Origin of the sequence: Pseudomonas monsensis (assembly GCF_014268495.2) — a bacterium.
Lineage (GTDB): Bacteria > Pseudomonadota > Gammaproteobacteria > Pseudomonadales > Pseudomonadaceae > Aquipseudomonas > Aquipseudomonas monsensis.
The window spans coordinates 1,890,418-1,917,391 of sequence record NZ_CP077087.1; the positions used below are offsets into that span (position 1 = coordinate 1,890,418).

9 protein-coding genes are annotated in these 26,974 nt (G+C 60.3%); 4 read left to right on the forward strand and 5 right to left on the reverse strand.

Going from position 1 to position 26,974, the window contains the following annotated elements:
• Positions 1 to 485 precede the first annotated feature (485 nt).
• Complete coding sequence (locus HV782_RS08285; protein WP_217890338.1) at positions 486 to 10,562, forward strand: retention module-containing protein; 10,077 nt, start codon at positions 486 to 488, stop codon at positions 10,560 to 10,562.
• A gap of 116 nt (positions 10,563 to 10,678) precedes the next feature.
• Here the strand turns inward: HV782_RS08285 and HV782_RS08290 are convergent, their stop codons facing one another.
• From HV782_RS08290 to HV782_RS08305, 4 genes are all read right to left on the reverse strand, one after another.
• Positions 10,679 to 14,443: a hypothetical protein gene (locus HV782_RS08290; RefSeq protein WP_217890339.1), complete on the reverse strand. Its 3,765-nt coding sequence runs from the start codon at positions 14,441 to 14,443 to the stop codon at positions 10,679 to 10,681.
• Positions 14,444 to 14,660: 217 nt separating this feature from the next.
• A complete protein-coding gene (locus HV782_RS08295) occupies positions 14,661 to 18,611 on the reverse strand; it encodes an Ig-like domain repeat protein (protein ID WP_186748507.1) in 3,951 nt (1,316 codons plus the stop codon).
• A 148-nt stretch (positions 18,612 to 18,759) separates the two neighbouring features.
• Positions 18,760 to 19,146 carry a YbaN family protein gene (locus HV782_RS08300; protein WP_128614159.1) on the reverse strand — a complete coding sequence of 129 codons (387 nt, stop codon included), beginning with the start codon at positions 19,144 to 19,146 and terminating at the stop codon, positions 18,760 to 18,762.
• A gap of 10 nt (positions 19,147 to 19,156) precedes the next feature.
• Positions 19,157 to 19,744 (reverse strand): UPF0149 family protein, encoded by a 588-nt coding sequence (locus HV782_RS08305; RefSeq protein WP_123465629.1) that lies wholly within the window; start codon positions 19,742 to 19,744, stop codon positions 19,157 to 19,159.
• Positions 19,745 to 20,053: 309 nt separating this feature from the next.
• Here HV782_RS08305 and recQ point away from each other — a divergent pair, with 309 nt between their 5' ends.
• The 3 genes from recQ (at position 20,054) to HV782_RS08320 (ending at position 24,657) form a co-directional block, all read left to right on the forward strand.
• The gene (gene recQ, locus HV782_RS08310; RefSeq protein ID WP_186748508.1) at positions 20,054 to 22,183 is read left to right on the forward strand and encodes a DNA helicase RecQ; all 2,130 of its coding nucleotides are present in this window, start codon (positions 20,054 to 20,056) and stop codon (positions 22,181 to 22,183) included.
• A gap of 133 nt (positions 22,184 to 22,316) precedes the next feature.
• A complete protein-coding gene (locus HV782_RS08315; protein WP_027613988.1) occupies positions 22,317 to 22,751 on the forward strand; it encodes a MarR family transcriptional regulator in 435 nt (144 codons plus the stop codon).
• A gap of 127 nt (positions 22,752 to 22,878) precedes the next feature.
• Positions 22,879 to 24,657, forward strand: a complete 1,779-nt coding sequence (locus tag HV782_RS08320; RefSeq protein ID WP_186748509.1) for a motility hub landmark protein FimV — start codon at positions 22,879 to 22,881, stop codon at positions 24,655 to 24,657.
• A 72-nt stretch (positions 24,658 to 24,729) separates the two neighbouring features.
• On the opposite strand, the gene HV782_RS08325 is transcribed toward HV782_RS08320, so the two are convergent.
• On the reverse strand, positions 24,730 to 26,931 hold the full coding sequence (locus HV782_RS08325; protein ID WP_186748510.1) for a patatin-like phospholipase family protein: 2,202 nt from the start codon (positions 26,929 to 26,931) through the stop codon (positions 24,730 to 24,732).
• Positions 26,932 to 26,974 lie beyond the last annotated feature (43 nt).

The following is a 26,974-nucleotide window of genomic DNA, read 5'->3' on the forward strand; positions in this document are numbered from 1 at the left end:
TTGACGAACTTTTAAGGTGTAAGCGTTTCACTCTTGTAACAACAGAGCTAAGAACATCCTGAAGCGTAGCTAAGAAAAAATTTTCATAAGGCTTATGCCGAAAAAAACTTATGCGCTTGGCGAAAACCGGCACATTGTTCAGGACGAAAGCCTTTGTTTCATGCGCTTTAGGGAGCACAAAAAGGCTTGAGGAAAGTTCCATTCACTTTGCGACATACGGCGAAGTAATGCTGAAGGGGAGGGACGCGTAGCGGCAGATGAGTGACAGTTTTTTGTCACTCGGGTGATTCACCACCGTTACGTAGCGTTAGTGGGCGTATGGCTTTGATCAGGATGCGGAAGTGCTTGATAGCACTGATGTTTCCGAAAAAAGCCACCTGCGAAACGAACTGTTGAAGGTGCGAGCGTCGCCTCCAACAACCCGATTGAGCCATGGGCTGCTTCGCTTACCAGTGCCGACGGTGGTCGGCAGCGGAGGATTTCACATGGCAACGCTCATTGGCACAGTCACTAAAGTCATTGGCCAGGTTTTCGCTCAGTCGGCCGACGGTACTAAGCGCGCACTGGTTGAGGGGGATCGCCTGTTTGTCGGCGATCAACTGATCACCGGCGCGGAAGGCGCTGTCGCCGTTCATCTGCAAAACGGCCAGGAACTGACCCTCGGACGCGGCAGCAGCATGACCATGACCGGTGAACTGCTGGCGGGTCAGGCGGCGCATGTAAATGCCGCGGAGGCTGTGACACCGAGCGACGCGCAATTGACCGATGTCGAGCAGATCCAGAAAGCCATCGCCGCCGGTGATGATCCGAGCAAAACCGCTGAAGCCACCGCGGCAGGTCCGAATGCCCCGGGCGGCGCACCGGGAGAGGCGGGCGGCGGTCACAGTTTTGTCCTGCTGACCGAAGTCGGCGGACGCGTCGACCCGATCATCGGTTTCCCCACCGCCGGGTTCGGCGGTATTCCCGAATTCCCTGAAGAACGCCATAACGCGGTGATCGACAACGGCAATGACACCCCGGCTGTCGTGGTGCCGCCACCGGTGAACAATCCGGTGACCCTTACCGGCCTGAATGTGGCGGGCGGCGAACTGAACCTCAGTGAAGCCAATCTGCCTGACGGTTCGTCGGCCAACCCGGGCGCACTGACGCAAAGCGGCAGCTTCACCGTGTCGGCGCCGGACGGTCTGACCAGCCTGAGCATCGGCGGCATCAACCTGATCAACGGCGGCGTCGCGGTCGGGTTCCCGCAATCGGTCACCACGCAACTGGGCAACACCCTGACCATCACCGGTTACAACCCGGCGACGGGCGTGGTCACTTACAGCTACACCCTCAACGGCAACGAAAGCCACGCGGCCGGCGACGGCGCGAACAACCTCAGCGAACAGTTCACGGTGATTGCCGGCGACAGCAACGGCGACACCGCGACCGGCACGCTCGACGTCAACATCACCGACGACGTGCCGAAAGCGTTCGATGACAGCAATGGCACGGCGTCAGAGACTCAACTGACGCTGACCGGCAACGTCCTGACCAACGACGTGCAAGGCGCGGACCGCGTACCGACCGGGCCGGTAACCCCGGGCACGTTCACCGGTACTTACGGCACCTTGGTGCTTAACGCCAACGGCACGTACACCTACACCCTGAACACCAACGATGCCGACTTCAAAAACCTGCACGGTGGCGGCAACGGCACGGAAACCTTCGCCTACACCATCACCGATTCCGACGGTGATACCAGTACGGCGAATCTGGTTTTGCAGATCCACAACAATGACGATCCGGTAGTCATCAATGGCTTGAACGTCGAAGGCGGCGAGCTCACCGTCTACGAGAAAAACCTCACTGACGGCAGTGCACCGGATTCCACCGCGCTGACCCAAAGCGGCACGTTCACCATCACCGCACTCGATGGCGTCACCACCCTGACCGTCGGCGGCATCGCTGTCGTCACCAACGGCGTGGCCGCAGGTTTCCCGCAATCGGTCACCACGCCGCTGGGTAGCACGTTGACCATCACCGGCTTCAACGCGGCGACCGGTGTGGTCAGCTACAGCTACACCCTGGTCGATAACGAAGCCCATCCAACCGCCAGCGGCGCGAACAATCTGCCTGAGCAATTCGCCGTCACCGTAGTCGATGACAATGGCACCACCGCCAATGCCACCCTCGACGTGAACATCGTCGACGACTTGCCGAAAGCCGCGGATGACAGCAACGCCAGCACCGCGTCGGAATCTTTGCTGACCCTGACCGGCAACGTCCTGACCAACGACGTGCAAGGCGCGGACCGCGTACCGACCGGGCCGGTAACCCCGGGCACGTTCACCGGTACTTACGGCACCTTAGTGCTTAACGCCAACGGCACGTACACCTACACCCTGAACACCACCGATGCCGACTTCAAAAACCTGCACGGTGGCGGCAACGGCACGGAAACCTTCGCCTACACCATCACCGATTCCGACGGTGATACCAGTACGGCGAATCTGGTTTTGCAGATCCACAACAACGACGATCCGGTAGTCATCAATGGCCTGAACGTCGAAGGCGGCGAGCTCACCGTCTACGAGAAAAACCTCACTGACGGCAGCGCACCGGATTCCACCGCGCTGACCCAAAGCGGCACGTTCACCATCACCGCACTCGATGGCGTCACCACGCTGACCGTCGGCGGTATCGCTGTCGTCACCAACGGCGTGGCCGCAGGTTTCCCGCAATCGGTCACCACGCCGTTGGGCAGCACGTTGACCATCACCGGTTTCAACGCGGCGACCGGCGTGGTCAGCTACAGCTACACCCTGGTCGATAACGAAGCCCACCCGACCGCCAACGGTGCGAACAATCTGCCTGAGCAGTTCGCCGTCACCGTAGTCGATGACAACGGCACCACCGCCAATGCCACCCTCGACGTGAACATCGTCGATGACTTGCCGAAAGCCGTGGATGACAGCAACGCCAGCACCGCGTCGGAATCTTTGCTGACTCTGACCGGCAACGTCCTGACCAACGACGTGCAAGGCGCCGACCGTGTGCCCACCGGTCCTGTCACTGCCGGGACTTTCACCGGCACCTACGGCACCCTGGAACTGCATACCGACGGCACCTACACCTACACGCTGAACCCGACCGATGCCGACTTCAAAAACCTGCACGGTGGCGGCAATGGTACGGAAACCTTCGCCTACACCATCACTGACTCGGACGGCGATACCAGCACCGCCAACCTCGTCCTGCAGATCCACAACAACGACGATCCTGTGGTCATCAGCGGCCTCGACGTCAACGGCGGCGAACTCACCGTCTACGAGAAAAACCTCACTGACGGCAGCGCACCGGATTCCACCGCGCTGACCCAAAGCGGCACGTTCACCATCACCGCACTCGATGGCGTCACCACCCTGACCGTCGGCGGCATCGCTGTCGTCACCAACGGCGTGGCCGCCGGTTTCCCACAATCGGTCACCACGCCGTTGGGCAGCACGTTGACCATCACCGGTTTCAACGCGGCGACCGGCGTCGTCAGTTACAGCTACACCCTGGTCGATAACGAAGCCCACCCAAGCGCCAACGGCGCAAACAATCTGCCTGAGCAGTTCGCCGTCACCGTGGTCGATGACAATGGCACCACCGCCAATGCCACCCTCGACGTGAACATCGTCGACGACTTGCCAAAAGCCGTGGATGACAGCAACGCCAGCACCGCGTCGGAATCTTTGCTGACTCTGACCGGCAACGTCCTGACCAACGACGTGCAAGGCGCCGACCGTGTGCCCACCGGTCCTGTCACTGCCGGGACTTTCACCGGCACCTACGGCACCCTGGAACTGCATACCGACGGCACCTACACCTACACGCTGAACCCGACCGATGCCGACTTCAAAAACCTGCACGGTGGCGGCAATGGTACGGAAACCTTCGCCTACACCATCACTGACTCGGACGGCGATACCAGCACCGCCAACCTCGTCCTGCAGATCCACAACAACGACGATCCTGTGGTCATCAGCGGCCTCGACGTCAACGGCGGCGAACTCACCGTCTACGAGAAAAACCTCACTGACGGCAGCGCACCGGATTCCACCGCGCTGACCCAAAGCGGCACGTTCACCATCACCGCACTCGATGGCGTCACCACCCTGACCGTCGGCGGCATCGCTGTCGTCACCAACGGCGTGGCCGCCGGTTTCCCACAATCGGTCACCACGCCGTTGGGCAGCACGTTGACCATCACCGGTTTCAACGCGGCGACCGGCGTCGTCAGTTACAGCTACACCCTGGTCGATAACGAAGCCCACCCAAGCGCCAACGGCGCAAACAATCTGCCTGAGCAGTTCGCCGTCACCGTGGTCGATGACAATGGCACCACCGCCAATGCCACCCTCGACGTGAACATCGTCGACGACTTGCCAAAAGCCGTGGATGACAGCAACGCCAGCACCGCGTCGGAAACCTTGCTGACCCTGACCGGCAACGTCCTGACCAACGACGTGCAAGGCGCCGACCGCGTACCGACCGGCCCCGTCACTCCAGGCACGTTCACCGGCACTTACGGCACCCTCGTGCTCAACGCCAACGGCACTTACACCTATACGCTGAACACCAACGATGCCGACTTCAAAAATCTGCATGGTGGCGGCAACGGCACGGAAAACTTCGCCTACACCATTACCGATTCGGACGGTGATACCAGCACCGCGAACCTGGTGCTGAACATCCACAACAACGACGATCCGGTGATCATCAACGGCCTCGACGTCAATGGTGGAGAACTCACCGTCTACGAGAAAAACCTCACTGACGGCAGCGCACCGGACGCCAACGCGCTGACCCAAAGCGGCACGTTCACCATCACCGCACTCGATGGCGTCACAACCCTGACCGTCGGCGGCATCGCTGTCGTCACCAACGGCGTGGCCGCCGGTTTCCCGCAATCGGTCACCACGCCGTTGGGCAGCACGTTGACCATCACCGGTTTCAACGCGGCGACCGGCGTGGTCAGCTACAGCTACACCCTGGTCGATAACGAAGCCCATCCAAGCGCCAACGGCGCGAACAATCTGCCAGAGCAGTTCGCCGTCACCGTTGTCGATGACAACGGCACCACTGCCAACGCCACCCTCGACGTAAACATCGTCGATGACCTGCCGAAAGCCGTGGATGACAGCAACGCCAGCACCGCGTCGGAATCTTTGCTGACCCTGACCGGCAACGTCCTGACCAACGACGTGCAAGGCGCGGATCGCGTACCGACCGGGCCGGTAACCCCGGGCACGTTCACCGGGACGTACGGCACCTTGGTGCTCAACGCCAACGGCACGTACACCTACACCCTGAACACCAACGATGCCGACTTCAAAAACCTGCACGGCGGTGGCAGCGGCACGGAAACCTTCGCCTACACCATCACTGACTCGGACGGTGATACCAGTACGGCGAATCTGGTGCTGAACATCCACAACAACGACGATCAGGTCTACCTCAACGGCCTCGACGTCAATGGTGGAGAACTCACCGTCTACGAGAAAAATCTCAGTGACGGCACCAGCCCCGACACTCCGGCGCTGACCCAGAGCGGCACCTTTACCGTGACCGCCCTCGATGGTCTGCAAACCCTGACCGTGGGCGGCATCAACGTGGTCACCGGTGGCGTGGCCGCCGGTTTCCCGCAATCGGTCACCACGCCGCTGGGCAGTACCTTGACCATCACCGGTTACAACCCGGCCACGGGTGTTGTGAGTTACAGCTACACCCTGGTCGACAACGAAACCCATCCGAACGCCAACGGTGCCAACAGCATCACCGAGAACTTCAACGTGGTGGCGACGGACACCGATGGCAGCACGGCCAGCGGCCAGATCAACGTCAACATCGTCGATGATTTGCCCAGCGCTCATCCTGATGCTGCATCGGTGGTGGAGGGCGGGACGGTCAGCGGTAACGTTCTGGACAACGACATCGGCGGCGCCGACGGCCCGGCCGTAACCGGTGCGGTGGTCGGCGTGCGTGCCGGCGCCGACACCTCGACTTCGGCCATCGGCGGCCTCAACAGCAACATCAACGGCACCTACGGCTACCTGACCCTGGACGCCAACGGCAACGCCGTCTACCACAGTAATCCGAATGCGGTGAATGGCCCGGGCGCGGTGGATGTGTTCACCTACACCGTGCGCGATTCCGACGGTGATGAAAGCACCACCACCATCACCATTGATGTCGCCAACAGCAAACTGTATGCAACCAGTGACACCGACGTCACTGTCTACGAAAAAGCGCTGGACCTGACCAAGGACGGCGCGGACCTGGCCGCCGGTACGGTCACCGGCAGCGATCCGGCCAGCACCGGCGAAACCGCGTCCGGTACCTTGGTCGGCTCGGTCACCGGTGCGGTCGGCGCGATCAGCTATGCCTTGGTCGGTAGCGCCACTGGCAACTACGGGCAGATCGTCCTCAACCCCAACGGCACGTACACCTACACACTGACCTCAGCGGCCACCACTACACCGCATGCCGACGACGGCGCCAACACCCTGACCGAAACCTTCACCTATCAGGCCACCGATTCGCTCGGTAACATCGTCAACAGCACCATCGTCGTCAGCATCGTCGATGACGTGCCGAAAGCCGTGAACGACAGCAACGCCAACAGCGCCTCGGAAACGCAACTGACCCTGACCGGCAATGTGCTGACCAACGATGTGCAAGGCGCCGATATGGTCGCGACCGGACCGAATGCCGGGCCGATCACTCCCGCTACTGTCGTCGGGACGTACGGCACCTTGGTACTCAACGCCAACGGCACGTACACCTACACGTTGAACCCCAACGATGCCGACTTCAAAAACCTGCATGGCGGCGGCAACGGCACCGAGACGTTCACCTATACCCTGACCGATGCCGACGGCGACACCAGCACCGCCAACCTGGTGCTGAACATCCACAACAACGACGATCCGGTGCTGCTCAACGGTCTCGACGTCAATGGCGGCGAACTCACCGTCTACGAGAAAAACCTCAGCGACGGCACCAGCCCCGACACCCCGGCGCTGACTCAGAGCGGCACCTTCACCGTCACCGCTCTCGATGGTCTGCAAACCCTCACCGTCGGTGGCATTGCCGTGGTGACCAATGGTGTCGCCGCAGGCTTCCCGCAATCGGTGGTTTCGCCGCTGGGTAGCACCTTCACCGTCACCGGTTACAACCCGGCCACCGGTGTCGTCAGTTACAGCTACACCCTGGTCGACAACGAAGCCCACCCGACCGGCAGCGGTGCCAACAGCCTCACCGAAAACTTCAACGTGGTGGCGACGGATACCGATGGCAGCACCGCCAGCGGGCAGATCAACGTCAACATCATCGACGACTTGCCGACCGCCAAACCCGACACCGGTTCGGTGGCGGAGGGCGGTACGGTCAACGTCAGCGTGCTCGGCAATGACATCAGCGGGGCCGATGGCGCGGCCACGGTGGTCGGTGTGCGTGCCGGCAGCAATACCGGCACCTCGGCCATCGGCGGTCTCAACAGCAACATCAATGGCAACTTCGGTTACCTGACCCTCGATGCGGCCGGCAACGCCGTCTATCACAGCAACCCGAACTCGGTGAGCCCACCAGGCGCCACTGACACCTTCACTTACACCATCCGCGACAGCGATGGCGACGAAAGCACCACCACCATCACCATCAACGTCGCCGACAGCAAACTCGTGGCGTCGGTGGACCAGGACGTGACGGTCTACGAAAAAGCCCTCGACCTGACCAAGGACGGCCAGGATCTGGCCCCCGGTACGGTCACCGGCAGCGACCCGACCAATACCGGCGAAACCACCACCGGCACGCTGGTCGGTGCAGTCACCGGCGGCAGCGGCGCGATCACTTACACCCTGGTCGGCAGCGCCACCGGCACGTACGGTCAGATCCAGCTCAACGCCGATGGCACTTACACCTACACCCTGACCTCGGCACCGAAAACCACACCGAACGCCAACGATGGTGCCAACACCCTGAGCGAAAGTTTCACCTACAAAGCCACCGATGCGCTGGGCAACAGCACCACCAGTACGATCGTGGTCAACATCGTCGACGACGTGCCCAAAGCCGTAGCCTCGGATCGCTCGGTGGCGGCGGTGGAGATCGACTCCAACATCCTTATCGTCCTCGACATCTCCGGCAGTATGGCCGACGCCTCTGGCGTACCGGGCCTGTCGCGGTTGGCCTTGGCCAAGCAAGCCATCAGCGCCTTGCTCGACAAGTACGACGACCTCGGCGATGTGAAAGTGCAGCTCGTCACCTTCAGCAGCAACGCCACCGACCGAACCACGGTATGGGTCGATGTGGCCACAGCGAAAACCATTCTCGCCGGACTCACCGCTGGCGGTGGCACCAACTACGACGCTGCCGTGGCGACCATGTACAACGCGTTCAACACCTCGGGCAAACTCACCGGGGCGCAGAACGTCGGTTACTTCTTCTCCGACGGCAAACCCAACGAGGGCGATATTGGTACTGCCGACGAAGCGACGCTCAAAGCCTTCCTCGATGCCAACAACATCAAGAACTACGCGATCGGCCTCGGCAGCGGCGTGAGCAACGCCAACCTCGACCCGCTGGCGTATGACGGCATCAGCCACACCAACACCAACGCGGTGGTGGTCACCGACCTCAATCAACTCAACTCGGTGCTGTCCGGCACCGTTGAAGGCGCGCCGGTTACCGGTTCGCTGCTGGGCGAGGGCGGGACGTTCGGCGCCGATGGCGGCTTCATCAAATCCATCGTGGTCGACGGCACCACCTACACCTATGACCCGCGCGCCAACAGCGGTCAGGGGTCGCTGACCGCAAGCGGCGGCACCAACCACGGCACGTTCAATACGGTGAACAACAGCCTGAGCATTGCCACCAATAACAGCGGCACGCTGGTGATCAACCTCGACACCGGTGACTACAGCTACACCTCACAGAAAACCACGACCACGGTGATCACCGAGAACATCGGCTTCACCCTCAGCGACAACGACGGCGACCTCGCCAGCTCGACCCTGACCGTGAAAGTGATCCCCAACGCGCCACCAGTGGCGATGGACGACCACGTCATCACCAACGTGCTGTCGAGCAGCGTCACGGTGCCGGGCGAGTTGCTGCTGGCCAACGACACCGACCCCAATGGCGATACGCTCAACGCCTCACCGACCACCTTCAACACCGGTTGGGTGGCCAGGGGCGCAGATTTCACCGGCAGCGGCGCAATCACTTTCAATGGCACCGGCAACAACGCCGCCAACCAGACCCTGGCCGACGTGCGCAATGCGTTCGCTGCCAACACCGCCGCCATGACCGCCGTGCTGGTGATCAGCGGCTACCTCGGTGCGGTGACCAACGCCAATGCCAACGATGAAGACCTGATCACCGTCAAACTGAAACAGGGCGAGACGCTGAACCTGGATCACAACCTGGCGGCCGGGCATATCACGCTGGAGTACTCGGTCAACGGGGGCGCGTTCACCAGCATTGCCGATGGGGGCACCATCACCGCCGGCGCCGATGGCACGTACCAGATCCACGTGACCAACATCAGCAACACCAGCGGCAGCAGCCCGACGGCGGCGGAAAATTATCAACTGACCATGACGGTCAACTACGCTGGCGCCCACGACGTGACGCCGGACTTCAACGGCACCTACACCGCCAACGACAACCACGGTGGCAGCGACACGGCCAATGTGACCATCAGCTATCAGGACGGCCACACCCTCACCGGCACCTCTGGGGATGACGTGCTGGTGGCCGGCACCGGCAACAACATCCTCAACGCGGGCGACGGCAACGACGTGCTCACCGCAGGCTCAGGCAACAACGAGCTGCACGGCGGCGCGGGTAACGATTTGCTCTACAGCGGCCCAGGCAATGATCTGCTCGACGGCGGCACCGGCATCGACACGGTCAGCTATGCCCACGCCACCGCCGGGGTCACGGTCAACCTCGGCCTGCTCGGTGCGCAAAACACCCTCGGCGCCGGCACCGACACCCTCAGCAACATCGAAAATCTGATCGGCTCGAACTTCAACGACACCCTCACCGGCGACAACAATAACAACGTGATCAATGGCGGCCTGGGCAACGACATCCTCAACGGTGGCGGTGGCGATGACCTGCTGATCGGCGGCCTGGGCAACAACACCCTGACCGGCGGGCCGGGCGCGGACACCTTCCAGTACCTCAAGGGCAACAGTGGCCACGACACGATCACCGACTTCACCCCCGGCACCGACAAGCTCGACCTGTCGCAACTGCTGCAAGGTGAAAACGGCAGCACCGCGTCGCTCGACGACTACCTGCACTTCACCGTCACCGGCAGCGGCGCCTCGGTGCTCACCAGCATCGACGTCAGCGCCCTGGCTGGCGCCACGCCGAACCAGACCATCGACCTGGCCGGTGTCAACCTCGCCAGCCATTACGGCGTAACGCCGGGGGCGGGCGGGTTGGTCGCTGGCGGACACGACACGGCGACGATCATCAGCGGGATGCTAAATGATCATTCGTTGAAGGTGGATACGGTGTAAGCAAAGTCCGAAACGACAAAACCCGCCGCTCCGATGATCGGGGCGGCGGGTTTTTCATGCTTTACGCCAGGGCGCTCGTCCTTGCTGACATCATGGCGGGTATCAAAAAACAGAATCTATGATTGCCCGCTATCAGAGGCCACTCCCGACGGCTGGGGCAACACGATTGTCTGCAGTGCTCCGGTGTAGGGTGGCAGTTCATTGAGGGTTTCCATCGCGCCATTCACATTTGTGCTTCCTTTGCTCAGGCCGATGGTGAAGATGCCAAAATCGTTACCGATGCCATTGTCCTGGTGATTGACGATATAGAGCCTGACAGATTGACGAGCGGCAACCGTGAACGTAAGCGAGAAGTCATATTTGGTGCCGTTTTTAGGAAGTTCACGAACGACTTGCGGGCTATTCGGCAAGCTGGTGGTGAGTGCCAGAATCGGATTGACCAGATTGGTGTTGGGAAACTCGCGGATGTGACAAGCCTTCATTGTGAACGTGTAGGTGCCGGGCGCCAGCACAAAGTCCTGGTAAAAAATGGCACCCGAATAGCCTGTGGAGGGGGCTACGTCAGTGAAGTTGAAGAACGCCCTCTCGCCTGCATGGACGCGAATTGATCCGCTTCGGGCTCCCGTGTAGAGGTCCCAGCCGTTGTAAGTGCTGTCCTGAAAGTCGGTCATGTGCGAGAGGGTCAGCGTTCTCGCCGAAGACTCTGGAGTCGAGCCATCTGCTGACCTGACCGTATAGCGATGGTCTCCAATATCCTGTTCAGTCAGCGTACGGCTCCAGTCGCCTTGAGGGTTTACGTCGAATGTGACTATGGCAATACCATTGTCACGCAGCGTGATTGCCTGATTGGCAGTGCCCTCGCCCGTGAGCATGAGTGTGGTTGCGGTGGTAGTCGCACCGTCGGGGATCTCCGGGCCGCTGGCGGAATGACCTTTCACCGAGATGATGGTCGGATCCACCTGTTTGACGGTTCGGACGCTATAGCGGCGCACCGGAAACCCAACCGCCGTCGCCGCATTCGCCACCCCATCAAAATTAACCTTGAACGTCACCTTCAACTCACTGCCATCTTTCAAGTCTTTCAACCAGTCCAGCGGCACCGTCCGGCTCAAGCCTGATGCACCCACGCCCACTTCACCGCGAAGGTCGTCGAAGGTCACGGTCTGGTCCTGATTGTCCTTGCCTTCGTACTGCAACCACAGTCGCTCACCCTCGACGTGCGGCCAGGTCGCAACGGTGAGCTGGGCGGTGGGCAGCAACAGCAGGATGTCGAGTTCATTGCCGGTCTTGCCATCAATGAGCGGCGTCGGCAAACGCGTATCGCCCTCGTTAATCTTCGACACGCTCAGGTTCAGCTCAAGCGATCGGGCAACCTCTGCATTATTGCGATTCAGGTGCCAGCGAAACACCATGGGCTTGCCTTGTCGTGCGATCAGAAAAGCCTTTGTCAGCAGGGTGTTGGTGCGTTTGTTGGCGTTGAACGGCACCAGTGGAAACTCCGGCGCACCTGCGGGTGGATTGACCTCGACCAGCTGTGCCCGATCATCGTCCAGTGCCTGGAGGTACTCGATGCGTATCGTCACGCCCTGCGGATACTCCAGTACATCGATGGGGTCGACCGCCGGCGCCACCAGAAATGGCAGTTGCAATTCGATGGGTACGAACACTTCGGTGACGTCGTATATCGTCGGATCTGAGGGGCCGTCCACTCCTCCTGCCAGGCGTTTGACGGTGTAACTTAACGCGATGCGATTGCCTTGTTCGGCGTTGATTACACTGTGCGGGATTTTGATCGACGACAGCTCTTTATCGGCTTCGTCAGGCTTTACGGTGTACGCAGGAAGAGGGACGGTATTTTGCCCCTCTACGGTGACGCTGACTTCATCGGCGGACTTCAACTGAGCTTCGGCCGCGATCACGACGGTGGCGCCATCGGTTACATCGTCCGGGTTCAATTGGTCGCCCTTGGCTTCCTTGATGACGGCAGCGGGCAATTTCGCTGATTCAGCTTGCCCCACCACAAACTCCAGCACATTGGAATAACTTGTGTCCTTGCTCGCATCCCGAAAAATCCGATACCGCACCGTCACCTTCTTCCCGCGGTTGGGTTCGATGTGTTGCGCCACAAACGCCGCATCCAGCGTGAAGTCGACGTCCTTGTCCTTGGACAGTGCATTGAGCTTTTTGAAATCTACCTTCTCGCCGCTGACTTCGCCGAACCAGGTGTAGGTGACGATATCGTTTGCTTCGGTCGGCCTGGCCACCGGGCGCGGAGCGGTGAGTTTGCCGACGCCGCCGGGCAGATCAGCCGGTTCCAGCGCGCCGTCCTTTTCGCCGAGGACGATCGGTGGCACCAGTTCGAATTTCGGTTCGCCGACGATCAAGCGCGCGGCGTGTTGTGAGGCGCGGCTGATGATCTCGTCGTTTTCCCCTGCGCTGAGCAGGTTGTACGACAGATCCAGCGAGCCGCCTTCCAGGGTTTTGCCGTGCCGGCCTTCGACGGTGATGATGAAACCGGCCGGGGCGCTGGCTTCTTCCTCCGTGGGAAAATACCAGTCCAGTGCCGGGTCGTAGCTGGTGTTGTCGGGGCGGGTGCCGAACCATTTCAGTTCGATGGCATTATCTGCGGTGATCGACAGATCGTAGGGAATGCGGATGCGGTAGTTGGCTGCGTCCGGGTCGAGTGCCCCCTGCGGCGCATCCAGCGCAATCGGTGCCGCCAGACGTGTCGGTTCGCCGACGACAGTGATGGTGCGTGACTTGGAGCGCTGGATGATCTTGCCGTCGCTGCCGCTCTCCAGTTCGTAGGAATAAATGGCTGAGCGTGTCCCCAGCGAACGCAGGCCAGGGTTGCTGTGCAGGATATCGACCTCCACCGGCGGGTTTTTATCAATGCTCTGGCGCACGACGATGTCGACGGATTTGTCTTCGGCCGTGGTGCCGGTGAGGCGCATGACGATGACATCGCCCTGACTGAACTCATTTGGATCCTCAGCCCAGACCTTCAGCACCGGGAGGTCATCACCGAGTTTTTCCAGATCCAGAATAAGCCCGTCAGCCTGTTCAAGGATCGGCGCTAGCAGCCGCGAATTACCGGTGTCGACGATGATGCGCGCCTCCTTGCACCAGTCTTCGGACTGGTTGAGCACGCGGTCGCGGATCATGTAGCTGACGGACAGGCCGGCGAGGTCCGAATCCCCGGCCGCCAGCAGGGTGGCTTCGTCGATGAGGATCCTGACCGGGTTGGCATCAGGGGCGTCGACCTGGGCCTGGGTGAGGGGGGCGGACAATACGGTTTGACCGGCCCACCCGACATGGATCACATCCCCCACGGCGGCATTGGGGTAGGGCAGGCCGGAGCCGGATTTGGGAGCGACAATCACCACCACGCCGTCCTTGACGTTGTCCTTGTCGACCCCGTCGCGCACGACATTCTCTGGCAGGAAGGCGATGGCCAGTTCGGAGTGACCATAGTCAGGGTCGGTGTCCTGGCCGCCGGGCAGTTCGAGTTTGACGAAGAGGGTGAGTGTCGGGCCTTCCTCGGGTCGCTGGGAAAAGCGGGTCACTTTGTAGGACAGTGTCGAGGCCCCGGTCAGCAGCCGCTTCGGCGGCACGAACAGGGTGACACGCTCGCCGATTTCGCTGGCGTCGTAGATGGTTTTTTGATCCATCACCGCGCCATGGAGCAGCAGTTCGACCTTGTCGCCCTCGTCCATGTTGTTCCAGGGTGGAATCTGGCACTTCAACCCCTTGTCGGGAAAGTTGAGTCGCGCGGCCGCGAGGTTGACCCCCCAGATGCCGTCGGGCAACAGCACGCCGCCCGTGATTTCCGGATCGTTCAAGGCGAGTGTGTTGATGTCTTTGCGGGGTTGGACGAGCATTGAAGGCACTCCTGCCGAGTGGGGGGGCGATGGAGTGATTAGGCGCCGGGAAGGCGAAGTTGGCACCTGTCAGATCTGACAGGTGCGTTGGGGTTTGCGACGGACGGAGACCTCCGCGAAATAACTCAAGAATTGTCGTGGTGCGGGGCTAGCAAAAAGCCGGAGCGGACAAATGAGTCCTCATTTGTCCGCTCTCCTTTGCACAAGGCAGTCTGAGTCAGGTGCGCAATAGAACACCTATGCAACCCACTCCGCGGTTGTCATTTGATCCAAACGTCACTCCATCTGTTGGGCGACACAACCAGTGTGATCCCCACGCATGGGTATCTTCTACCCAGTAGTAGTCGTTGGCATACCCGCCGGGATCGCCAGCGTAGGCCGTGCGCATATTGCCGTAGTCACTGATGCGCGGCATTTTGCCGCCTGCATTGTTGGCTGTCGCGTTCATGGTTGCCAGATTATGGCGACCGCCTCCGTAATTGGCGATGTACCAGACGTTCTGGATAGTGACCGGATACGAAGCCGTACTGCCCCTGCTATCGGTCACAATCACCCGACCGCTACCGTTTCGAATGCCGATCACTCTCCCTGATGAAGCATCGACCTGAAGTCTCTGAGGCGTATCAGTGCTGTAACGATAGGGCGGTACGCCGCCTGTGGCTACACGAGTGGCATGAGTGCCCGCGTGCGGGTGAGTCACCGCTCTGTCTGTGCGTCTGACCAGATAGCCGCTGATGGTAACCTCGGTCGGCGCGATGGTCAGAGGCGGCAGGAGAACTCTGGTGAAGTTTCGGCTAGTGGATTGCAGGTCCGTTGCTACCGCTTTGACGTATACCGCGTGATTACCCAGATCCACCGCCAGACTGGTTGTCCAGGTTCCATTTTGTAGGGTGCTCACGATCTGTCGGGGAACATCATTGTCATAAACTTGCACCTCATACAGCGGTGTGAATGCACCTGTCAGCGTGACTGTGTTGTCATAGGTGTTTCCTCCTTGTACCAGTTCACCATTTGAATGCTTGACCGAGGTCAGCGTTATAGCGGCGTGTGGTTTGATCGTAAACCTGTGCACAGGCGATTCCAGCCGATCACCATAGAGTGCCCGGGCTTTGATCGCGTAGGTTTTACGCGTCAGATTGGTCAGCGTCGTCGATCCCTCTCCTTTGCCATCAAGGGGAATGAGCGAGCCAATCGCCGTATCGCCGTCGTATAACTGAACCCCTTGATTCGGATCGGCTATAACCGACACGTCGATGTCAGTGTCGTAGCTGCTTCCGTTATCGGCAACAGGCCCCAGAGAGTCGGTGACGGCGGTGATGCTCGGTCGGGTGGCGATACCAATGGTGAACGTTCGTGGCTTGCTGATCGCCGGATCTGCGTCATACAAAGCCTCGACCGTTATGCTCTGCAAACCTTCAGTCAGATTGCCAGCAGTAACACCCCAAGTGCCGGGGGCAATGACATCGACAGTCCGTGGCGCATCATTGTTGATCCTGATATTGACCTTTTCGCCCCGTGTGGCCGTGCCCTGAATGGCCACGCGCTTATCGTAGGTCAGGCCCGCCTCGGGAATTTCCTTGTCTTGCTGGTCTTTCACACTGGTAATGATCGGTGTCACGTAGTCGTAGCGGGTCCGTATGGTCAGTGGCAATTGTGGAAACAGGATCGCTGCGGATTGATCTTTGCTGCCATCGAAAATCACTTTGCACGTCACCGTGGCCGGAGAACTGTGTAGCAGTTTCAGTAACTCGGATCTCATCAGTGCTTCATTCAGACCCGTAACGGCTTGCTGCTCGTTGATTTCATGACCCTTGAGCACGTCAATGACGTAGGTGCCGGTGCTGGTTCTGCCTTCGAGATAAACATCGACGGTTTGCCCCTTGGCGATGAAAGGCCAAGGGCTGACCAGAACCCGGGCGTCGCCGCTGAACTCCATCAGATCCAGAACGGCCTTGACTGCCTGCGGAACCTCAGGCCTTGGCAGTTCGGTTTCCGGGTTCTGGAAGCCCAGTACGTTTAGCGCAAGCTCTTCCGATTGCGTCCAGAGCTTATGGCGCTGCACGGCGTATTTGAGCGAAACGGTGTTGAGGATGTTGGCCCCCACCACCGAGGAGGGAAGGTGGAAGGTGACCGTGCCCGCAGTTTCGCCCGGTTTCTCAAGGTCATCTGAGGTACCTGCCCCCGAGGTGCCGATCCATAGCAGTTTCAACACATCGAGTTTTTCGTCCATCGTGTCATAGCGGCATTCAATATCGACACCGTTGAGTGCCTTCATGGGATCGAGTGCGCTGTCAGTCGCCTGGAGAACTGTGGGGGGCAGCAAACGACCGAGTGGGACGCCGACGATGACGGTCAGAGGCGCCGAATAGCTGTATTGGCCAGTCGCGGCATGCAGGAGGGTGTAGCGCACCGTCACCGTAAAGCCGATGTTGGTCGTGACGTAGTACTCATCCACCCGGAAACGGATGGTCTCGCCGATCGACAGTTGGGTAATCGGTACACTGCCCTTGGTCGTGCCAAAGGCGTTATAACCCGTCCAGTGATAGGTCAGGATATCGCCCTTGACCCAATTGACCGGTTTCACCAGTACGTGGGCCTGTGTGTAAACCTGTGTTGGATCGATCACCCCGTCTTTGGCTTCTTCCACTTCAGGGGCAGGTAGCGTTGCACGCACATCACGCACCTCTACCCTGAGAAAGTCCGACTCGCTGATGCCGTATTGTTTGGTCTTTTCGTTGTACACCCGGTAAAAAAGCTTGAGGATGCCGTTGGCCAATGCCTCGATATGTTCACGGTCGACGGTAATCCGGGTGAAACCGGCCTCCTGATCGTCGCTGCTGACGTCATATTGTTGTTCATGTAAATAGGGTGCGCCGCCGGACCGGGTACCTTCCCAGATCAGATTTATGGTGTCTCCTAAGTCAATCGCTGGGTAATCAACCGTCACGGTCGCGAGCAGACTATCGGCCGGCAGAATGGCGCCGATCACTTCACTGATTGTCGGTGCCGGTAATTGTGACGGGTTGCCGATCACGTCGACAAACGTACGTTTTGAGGAAAGCGGATCGCTGCCATCCTGTTTGTGCAGCACGTAAGCACCATCGAGGGTGCCGGTGGCGAACAGGCTGACGAATTCATAAGGGATAGGTTGTTGCAGAATGTAAGGCGGGTTGCCGACGATGACTTCTTTGGTGAATGTCCTTGGCGCAACTCCCGGGCCGGCGATCCCGATAACCCTGATGGTGATCGTGTCGCCCGCTGTGAATTCGTCATTACTCTCGATGAGGATCAGCAGGTTGGTGGCCTGATGGTCGAGCCTGTCGAGATGGAGTTTGCCGTCTTCGGCGTCTTTGAAAATGGCTGCGCCCAGGCGAGCAGCACCAGCCTCTACGGATACTGTGGTTTCCTTTGACCAGTCTTCGGCGTAATTCCAAAGCTCATCATGCACTTCATAGCGGATCGGCAACTTTGCACTGTCACCGGCGGTGAGGATGTCACCCGGCAGGGCGGTGATGACAATCGCGACGGTGCCGTCGGCTTCGGCGGGCGTCACCTCGTGCGGTGCGAGCAAGATGCTGCCCCATTTGATCCAGATAACGTCCCGTTCGCGGATGTCGGGATAGTGCTTGATGGTCATTGGTACACCTTTGGCTGACCATTCTTTGGTGACGCCATTGTTGATGACATCCTCCGGCAGGCCAACGATGTCCAGTTCCGAGTGCCAGGGTAGATGCTGCTGTCTGTCATCGCCGGCGGGGCGATTGAGCTTGACCAGCAGTTTCAGAATGGCGGAGGGCTCGTCGGGAGCAGGCTGACCAGCGCGAGTAACCTGGTAATAGCTTTCGGCCCAGCCGGGGACAATCCTGTCTTTTGGCAGAAAGAAGAACAGGCGTTGATTGACCTCCGTGTCTTTGACCTTCAGTTCGATAATCTGTGTCGAATTCCAGAACACCAGTATCAAATCATCCTCGCCCATCCCGGAGTAAGGATCGATAAGGCAAAAAACTCCGTTCTCATTTTCTTCAAACACCTCGATACCGATACCGCCATCACCGTCCACAATCGGACGAATCATACCGGGGATGTACAACGGAAAATTTTGCAGCGGTGCTACGCGGGACGACAAATCCTTGCGCGCAGGAAACAGGAAAAATCTGAAAGAAGTCATGGGGGCAACTCCGCCTGCAAACATTGAGGGTGAGAAACAGTTGCCCTGTTGTAGGCTGAATCAAAGCGTGTCGGCTACTGTCAGATCTGACAGGTTGGTGCGCTTTTCGGACGAATGGTCTGAATGCGGCAGAGGGAAATCAGGGTTTTTACAGCGTCTTTTGCCGAAGAATATAAACCGTCACCAACACCGCACTGGTCAGCATGAACCCCCGTGCCCATGGCATCGGTACCAGGTAGCACGAGAACAGAATGCTCGCCCACATCAGCCCGATCGCGTAGACCTTGCCCTTGAGCGGAATGCCGTTGCCGTCGAGGTAGTCGCGAATCCACGGACCCAGTTTCGGGTGTTCGACCAGCCAGCGATAGAAACGCGGAGAGCTGCGGGCGAAACAGGCGGCCGCCAGCAGGAGGAAAGGAGTGGTAGGCAGTACGGGCAGGAAGATCCCGATCACCCCCAATGCCACGCTGAGCCAGCCGATGGCCAGCAGGATGTAGCGCAACATCAGGGGGCGGTTGCCTATGGGGTTGTCCATAGGCCGGAGCTTAGTGGTGACGTGGCTTGAGGATCGCCGGTTTTTCGTCAGGCGCCTGGCACAGCAGGTACAACGCAGTCAGGGCTTCCGGAATTTGCACGATCATGTCGTCCATCAGGTTGGCGTCCTTGGCGATGTCTTCGAACTCTGGCTGTTCGTCGAACAGACCCGAGCCGACCATGATCGGCAGGAGCATTTCGCTGACCTCTTCTTCGGCGGTTTCGAACCAGGCCGCTTCACGCAGGAACACGCCTTCCATGAAACCGATGCACCAGCCGCGCAGTTCGGAGTCGTCCGGCTCGTCGCCCAGATCCAGTTCGCATGGCAGCTCGAATTCTTCGTCGGACGCCAGTTGACGGGCGATGTGCGCCTTGAGGCCGATCAGGGTGGCTTCGATCTCTTCGCGCTGGGCGTCGCTGCTGTAATGTGGCTCTTCAGCGAACAGGGCGTCGATCCACTCACGCTCCGGTACCTCTTCTGCGCAGATCGACAGCGCGGTCAGGTACCCGTGGGCGGCCACGTAATCCAGCGCCTCGTCATGCAGCTCGTCGGCATCGAGGAAAACTTGCAGGCGGGTCAGTTGCTCAGCGAAGGACATTACGGGGCTACCTTGGGGGAATAAACAATGCGGGAATTCTAGGCCTTCTTGCGCGCTCAAGCCAGCCGCACGGCAGATTTGCCGTAATTACAGGCAACACCAATAACCCTGTGGGATTTATGTGACAGGTTTGAGGGTGTCTTCTCAGCGGCACCCCCTGCCGGGGAGGGCTCGGGTATACTGCCGCGTTTTGCGCTCCCTGCTCGTATTGCGGTTGTCTGGCAATGCGCTCTTACGTTTTGTTTAAGCAGCCTTGGCTGTCCTGAACCAGCCTGTGCAGGGATGTTTCGGTAGATTTTTGGAGTTTTTATGCTCGAACAGGCTCAACGCGTCCTCAAGGACATCTTCGGCTACGACAGTTTCCGTGGCCGTCAGGGTGCAATCATTGAGCGCGTGGCCAGCGGCGGTGATGCGCTGGTGCTGATGCCTACCGGTGGCGGCAAGTCCCTGTGCTTCCAGGTGCCGGCGCTGCTGCGCGAAGGCCTGGCGGTGGTGGTGTCGCCGTTGATCGCCTTGATGGACGATCAGGTCGCCACCCTCGAAGAACTGGGCGTAGCGGCCGCCGCATTGAACTCCACGCTCAGCGCCGAGCAACAGCGCGACCTCGCAGCCCGTATCAAGCGTGGCGAAGTGAAGATGCTCTATCTGGCGCCCGAGCGTCTGGTGCAGCCGCGCATGTTGTCGTTCCTGCAAGGGCTCAACATTGCGTTGTTCGCCATCGACGAAGCGCACTGCGTGTCGCAATGGGGCCACGATTTCCGTCCGGAATACCTGCAACTGGGCCAGTTGGCGGAAATGTTTCCCGACGTGCCGCGCATTGCCCTGACCGCCACCGCCGACAAGCGTACCCGCGAAGAAATCGTTACCCGCCTGCATCTGCAGAACGCCGAGCGTTTCCTGTCGAGCTTCGACCGGCCGAACATCTTCTATCGGATCGTGCCCAAGGAGCAGCCGCGCAAGCAGTTGCTGGCGTTCCTCGCCGAGCGGCGCAGCGATGCCGGCATTGTCTATTGCCTGTCGCGCAAGAAGGTCGAGGAAGTGGCGACGTTCCTCAGCGAACAAGGCTTCCCGGCGCTGCCGTATCACGCCGGCCTGCCCAACGATCTGCGTGCCTATCACCAGAAGCGTTTCCTCAATGAGGAAGGCTTGATCATGGTCGCCACCGTCGCGTTCGGCATGGGTATCGACAAGCCCAACGTGCGCTTTGTCGCACACCTCGATCTGCCGAAATCCCTTGAGGCGTATTACCAGGAAACCGGGCGTGGTGGCCGTGACGGTCTGCCGGCGGATGCGTGGATGGCCTACGGTCTGCAAGACGTGGTGATGCTCAAGCAGATGCTGCAGAACTCCGAAGGCGATGAGCGGCACAAGCGTCTGGAGCAGCACAAGCTCGACGCCATGCTTTCGCTGTGTGAAGAAACCCGCTGCCGTCGCCAGACGCTGCTGGCCTACTTCGATGAAGACATGCCCGAGCCGTGCGGCCATTGCGACAACTGCGTCGATGGCGTGCAGACCTGGGACGCCACCGAGCCGGCACGTCAGGCGTTGTCGGCGATTTTCCGCACCGGCCAGCGTTATGGCGTAGGTCATCTGGTGGATGTTTTGCTGGGCAAGGACAACGAAAAGGTCCGCAGCTTCGGCCATCAGCATCTGTCGGTGTACGGCGTCGGCAAGGCGCTCAGCGAAAGCGAATGGCGTTCGCTGTTTCGCCAGTTGGTTGCGCGCGGGCTGGCCGATGTCGATCACGAAGGGTATGGCGGGCTGCGTCTGAACGACAGCTGCCGACCACTGCTCAAGGGTGAAGTGACCCTGGAGTTGCGCCGCGATCTCAAGCCGCAAGTCACCGCCAAGACCACCAGCAAGAGCCCGGCCAGCCAATTGGTGCGCGGCGAGGAGCGCGAGCAGTGGGAAGCGTTGCGCGCCTTGCGGCGCAAACTGGCGGAAGAACACGGCGTGCCGCCGTACGTCATCTTTCCCGACTCGACCTTGCTGGAAATGCTGCGCAGCCAGCCGACGTCCCTGGCGGAGATGGCCCGGGTCAGCGGCGTCGGCGCGCGCAAACTGGAACGCTATGGCGAGGCGTTCCTCGAGGTGCTCGGCGGCGAGGCCGAGGCACCCAAAGCGGTGGCCGACGTGCGCCACGAATTGATCACCCTGGCCCGCGCCGGCATGACGCCGTTGCAGATCGCCGGGCAGTTGCAGTGTTCGGAGAAGAACGTCTACGCCATGCTCGCTGAAGCCATCGGCAAGCAACAGTTGTCGCTGGAGCAGGCGCTGGATTTGCCGGAAGACTTGATGGGCGAAGTGCAGGATGCCTTCCTTGATGGCGAGGGCGAGTTACCGTCGGTCGCCGAGGTGGCCGAGCTGTTTGCCGGGCGTGTGCCGGAGGGCGTGCTGTACTGCGTGCGGGCTGCGCTGCAATCTGAATTTGAAATGTGAGAGGGCGATTGCGCCAGACGCCAGACAGTTGTAACGATTCAGTACAGGTCGACTCTTGCCTATAACTGCAGGCCATGCTTAGCTGACTAATAATTAGTTTTTCTCTATTTGTCAGTCTAACCATGAGTGTTTTATGCCGTTAACCGATCAACACCGCTTTGGCATGCAACTGGCCCAGATGTCCCGTGGCTGGCGTGCCGAACTGGACCGTCGCCTCGCGGGGCTGGGCCTGTCCCAGGCACGCTGGCTGGTGCTGCTGCACCTGGCGCGCTTTGAAGACGCGCCGACGCAACGTGAGCTGGCGCAAAGCGTCGGTGTCGAAGGGCCGACCCTTGCACGCTTGCTCGATAGTCTGGAAAGCCAGGGCCTGGTGCAACGCCAGTCCGTGATGGAAGACCGTCGGGCGAAAAAAATCGTGCTCTGCGCGCCCGCCTTGCCGCTGATCGAACAAATCGAAACCATTGCCACGCAACTGCGCCACGAATTGTTCGAAGGCGTCGACGAAGCGGATCTGAAGGTGTGCATGCGCGTTCACGGGCACATTCTGGGCAATCTGGAAAAGTCTTGAGGCATAACCGCGTGCCGGTTTTTTGAGGGATCGCGCTGAGCAGACTATAAGAACTACTGGGCAATATCGTGTTCGTACCGGATGTGCGAACGCATAGAAACCGGTTTTGCTTATTTAAGGGATGCTCATGCTCGCAAGTTGGCACGTGGTACTGCGCGGTGGCGCCAAAAGGTTGCTGGTCGCTGGTGTATTCAGCTATTCGACCGCGTCGGTGGCCCTTGGGCTGGGTGACATCACGGTTCATTCAGCCCTCAATCAGCCGCTCAAGGCCGACATCGCGCTGGTGGATGTCGGCGCGCTCACCCAGAGCGATCTGTCGATCAGCCTGGCGACGGCGGATGAGTTCGGTCGCGCCGGGGTCGAGCGGGTGTTCTTCCTCAACGACCTCAAATTCACGCCGATTCTGCACGGCAGTCGCCAACTGGTCCGGGTGACCTCGAGTAAACCGGTCAACGAACCTTTTCTGAATTTTCTGGTGCAGCTCAATCAGCCCAATGGGCGCCTGCTGCGCGAGTACACCGTGTTGATCGACCCGCCGGGCTCGCCCGGTATCGTACCGGCCACCGATGAGCCGGACCCGCGCCCGCAATCCTCTGAATTCCCCACGGTCGAACCGACCACCGCGCCGACTCAGGCAGCCCAGGGCAAACGCGCAGTGGCGCCGGTGCCGCCACCGCCCGCCGCAGCGGCCAGCGATGCGCTTGCCGAACAGCTGGCCGCCAGCACCCTGCACAACCAGCAGTTGCAAAAAACCGTCGATGAATTGAACGCAAAACTGCAGGAACAGCAGGCGCTCATCGCCGATGGCAAGAAGCAGTTGGGTGAACTGCAGACCCGACTGACCGAACTGCAGAAACCGCCACCGCCTGCGGTGGTGACGCCGACGCCGGCCCAGGTGGCTGCGCCGGTCGCCGCGGCTGACGACTCCCCGAATGGCTGGTGGCTGGGTGGTTTGTTGCTGTTGCTTGGCGGACTGATTGCCGGCGTAGTGATTCGCCGTCGTCGTCAGTCAAAACAGGATGAAACACCGCTGCCATTGTGGCCATCCGGCAACGACAAGCAAATCGAGGAAGTGGCCGACAGTCATCCCGTCAGGCCCCACGCTACAGCCGAGCATCGCGAAGAACCCGCGGCGGGCGATGTGCTGGAAGCGGTGGGGATTTATCTGGCGTACGGACGGCTGGGTGAAGCGGTTGGCCTGCTGCGCGAGGCTTTGCACAAAGAACCGCAACGCATCGACCTCGACCTGCAACTGCTGGAAGTGCTCGGGCGTCAGGGTGATAGCGCAGCGTATGAGCAACAGGAACAGCACCTGCGTGAACTCGGTGTAGAGGCCACAGAGCTGCAGGCCGTGCGCGAGCGTCATCCGAAACTGTCGAGTGCTGCGCCATTGGCGGCTGTTGCGCCGGTGGCTGCCAGTGTCGCGCCGGTGGTTGTCGCTGAGCCTGAGCCGGCAGCGCCCGAAGATCATTTCGAGCTGAAGCTGGATGAATTGTCGACGGCCGCCAGTTGGGATCTGGAGGACAGCCGTGCGGCGCCGCCGCGATCAACGCTGGACGAAGCACCGCAGGGTAGCCGTCTGCAAGTGCTGCCGCAGGACTTTGAGCTTCCGGCGGCCAGCGAAGAAGCGGAGCTGGAATGGATCCCCGAGCCCGAAGCTCAGCCGCTGGACGATGACTTTCTCAACGAGTTTGCTGATCCGCCGCCGTCGCTGCCCCTGGAAACGCTGGAGCTGCAGATGCCGGAAGAGGAGGGCGAGGCAGGCGCCGGCAAGCTCGAGCAGGCACAGACCTGCATTGATGACGGAGACATCGACAGTGCGATTGCGTTGCTCAATGAATTGCTCAAGGAGGGCGACGAACCCCTCAGGCAAACCGCTCGAACCTTGTTGGCGGGGATTCGTTGATTGTTGAGTCACCGGTATTTTCAGGGGCGCTGGATGATTGCTTTCGCGAGCGAGCCTGTCAGACCTGATTGATCAGAAGGTCTGGCCGAGATTCAGGTACACCGCCTGCTCGTTGGCATCATTCAGCCCGTAACTGAAATTCAACGGCCCCAATGGTGTATCGAACCCGATAAACACACTGGCGGCATTGATGTAGCCACTGTCGAATTCATTGTCGTTGTTCCATGCCCGGCCACGCTCCAGCGAAGCACCGGCGTACAGCGGGAAGTCCAGCGGCAGGTAGGCGCGTGGGGTCAGGCGGCGGTAATACACCGCCCGCAACAGACTGACGTTCTGTCCCGAAATCGCATCCTCACGGAAGCCCGACAACTGCCGCGCACCGCCGAGCAGGAAGCTGGAAGTGACCACGTTGGTGTCGTCGAGTGTGCGCCCGTAACGCCCGCCGAGTATCAGCGTGTCCGGCCCGCGGCTCATGGCTTTATCGAGTTTGAATTCCCATTGCCGGTAGCGTGTGTCTGACCCCAGGCTCGGTTCGAATTGCAGCAGTGTCAGACTGATGTCCTTGCCTTCGTGCGGGTAGTAGACGTTGTCCAGCGAGTCGTAGGAGTACTTCAGCGAATAGAAGCCTTCGTTGAAATGCTCGCTGGGCAGGTCCTGATCGCCAATGCGCACGTCAGCCTTGCCCCACGCCTCGCCGACGCCAAAGCGCACTTCACCGTTGTTGCCGATCTGCCGGCCGACATTCAGCGCCATGCCATAGCGTTCGACGCGGTACTGCGCGATCGGATCGTTATCGAGCACGGCATCGACGTTCTGCGCTTCGAACACCACCGACGGGGCGATGAAGTAGCGCGAGCCGACGTCCAGCGGCTGGTAGAACTCGCTGTACAGCTCCTGTTTATCGCCAATTTGCGCGCGGGTCAGCCATTCCGCGCCGAGCCGATTGATGCCGTTGACCCGGTAACTGGCACCGAGGTTGAAAGCGCTGTCGCCACGCATATCGTCCGACAGGTTGAGGCCGACCCGCAGGTAATCGGTGCCGCTGCGCTTGCCACGGGCACTGATGACCAAGGTGTGATCCTGCCCCTTGTGCACGACGCGGTATTGCACCTGCTCGAAGTAGTCGAGGCCATACAGGGTGCCCATGTCCGAGTGCAGGCGCCCCAGGTCCAGCGGTTCGCCGATGTGCTGGCGGATGTAGTAACGAATGACATCGTCATCGACTTTCGAATTGTTCTCGACCTTGATCGCGGTGATGATCGGTGTGCGCTGGCCCGGCGAGCGGGCAGCGTTGAGTTCGGCATCCTGGGATTCGGCGGGTTTGAGCACGGCGAGGCGGGCGTCGAGAATTCGCGTCGCGCGGTAACCGGCGTCGATCATGTCCTGCGCCTTGCCGAAGTCGGTGACGCCGAACGCCGCCAGCGCCGGCTGGATAAGGACATCCGACGGTTTCAGGGCCGCGAGTTGCTCTTCGGAGTTACGCCGGGTCATCAGGGTGATCGACTGGTTCAGTACGTCGACCACGGTGGTCAGCTGCTTGCTGTTGCGCAGGGGCGTTCCGATATCGACGACGATGGCGACGTCGACCCCCATTTCCCGCGCCACGTCGAGGGGGATGTTGTCGGTCATGCCGCCGTCCACCAGCAACCGGCCATCGAGTTCCACCGGGGCGAACACCGCCGGGATCGACATGCTGGCGCGAATCACCTGGGGCAGGTGACCCTTGCGGAACACCACTTTTTCGCCATTGGCGATGTCGGTGGCGACGGCGCGGAACGGGATCGGCAGCTTGTCGAAATCCCGTGTATCGCTGGTATGCGCCAGCAGGCTCTCCAGCAACAGTGCGAGGTTCTGCCCCTGAATCACCCCCAGCGGCAGGCCGAGGCTGCCGTCGTCGCGAAAGCTCAGTTTCTGTTTCACCAGAAAGTCGCGGTCATCCTGCTTGCGCCGAAACGGCACGTCTTCCCGGGGCGGGGCGTCGGACAGCGCCTGTTGCCAGTCGATGTTCAGGGCGAGTTTTTCCAGCTCGTCGATCTTGTAGCCCGAGGCATACAGGCCGCCGACCACCGCGCCCATGCTGGTGCCGGCAATCGCGTCGATCTTGATACCTTGCTCTTCCAGCGCCTTGAGCACGCCGATGTGCGCCAGGCCACGCGCAGCGCCACCGGACAGCACCAGGCCGACTTTTGGCCGCGTAGCTTCGTTGGCAGGGGCGCTGGCGTGAACGAACAAGGGCAGGAAACCAAGCAGCAGGCAGAGCAGCAGACGGCGCATTGTGAGTCTCGGGGCAAACTGTAAAGCCGGCTATTATAGCGGC

Excerpts from the sequence above, each read along its gene's own strand:
- HV782_RS08285 (WP_217890338.1), top strand. The coding sequence starts at position 486 with ATGGCAACGCTCATTGGCACAGTCACTAAAGTCATTGGCCAGGTTTTC.
- HV782_RS08290 (WP_217890339.1), bottom strand. The coding sequence starts at position 14,443 with ATGCTCGTCCAACCCCGCAAAGACATCAACACACTCGCCTTGAACGAT.
- HV782_RS08295 (WP_186748507.1), bottom strand. The coding sequence starts at position 18,611 with ATGACTTCTTTCAGATTTTTCCTGTTTCCTGCGCGCAAGGATTTGTCG.
- HV782_RS08300 (WP_128614159.1), bottom strand. The coding sequence starts at position 19,146 with ATGGACAACCCCATAGGCAACCGCCCCCTGATGTTGCGCTACATCCTG.
- HV782_RS08305 (WP_123465629.1), bottom strand. The coding sequence starts at position 19,744 with ATGTCCTTCGCTGAGCAACTGACCCGCCTGCAAGTTTTCCTCGATGCC.
- recQ (WP_186748508.1), top strand. The coding sequence starts at position 20,054 with ATGCTCGAACAGGCTCAACGCGTCCTCAAGGACATCTTCGGCTACGAC.
- HV782_RS08315 (WP_027613988.1), top strand. The coding sequence starts at position 22,317 with ATGCCGTTAACCGATCAACACCGCTTTGGCATGCAACTGGCCCAGATG.
- HV782_RS08320 (WP_186748509.1), top strand. The coding sequence starts at position 22,879 with ATGCTCGCAAGTTGGCACGTGGTACTGCGCGGTGGCGCCAAAAGGTTG.
- HV782_RS08325 (WP_186748510.1), bottom strand. The coding sequence starts at position 26,931 with ATGCGCCGTCTGCTGCTCTGCCTGCTGCTTGGTTTCCTGCCCTTGTTC.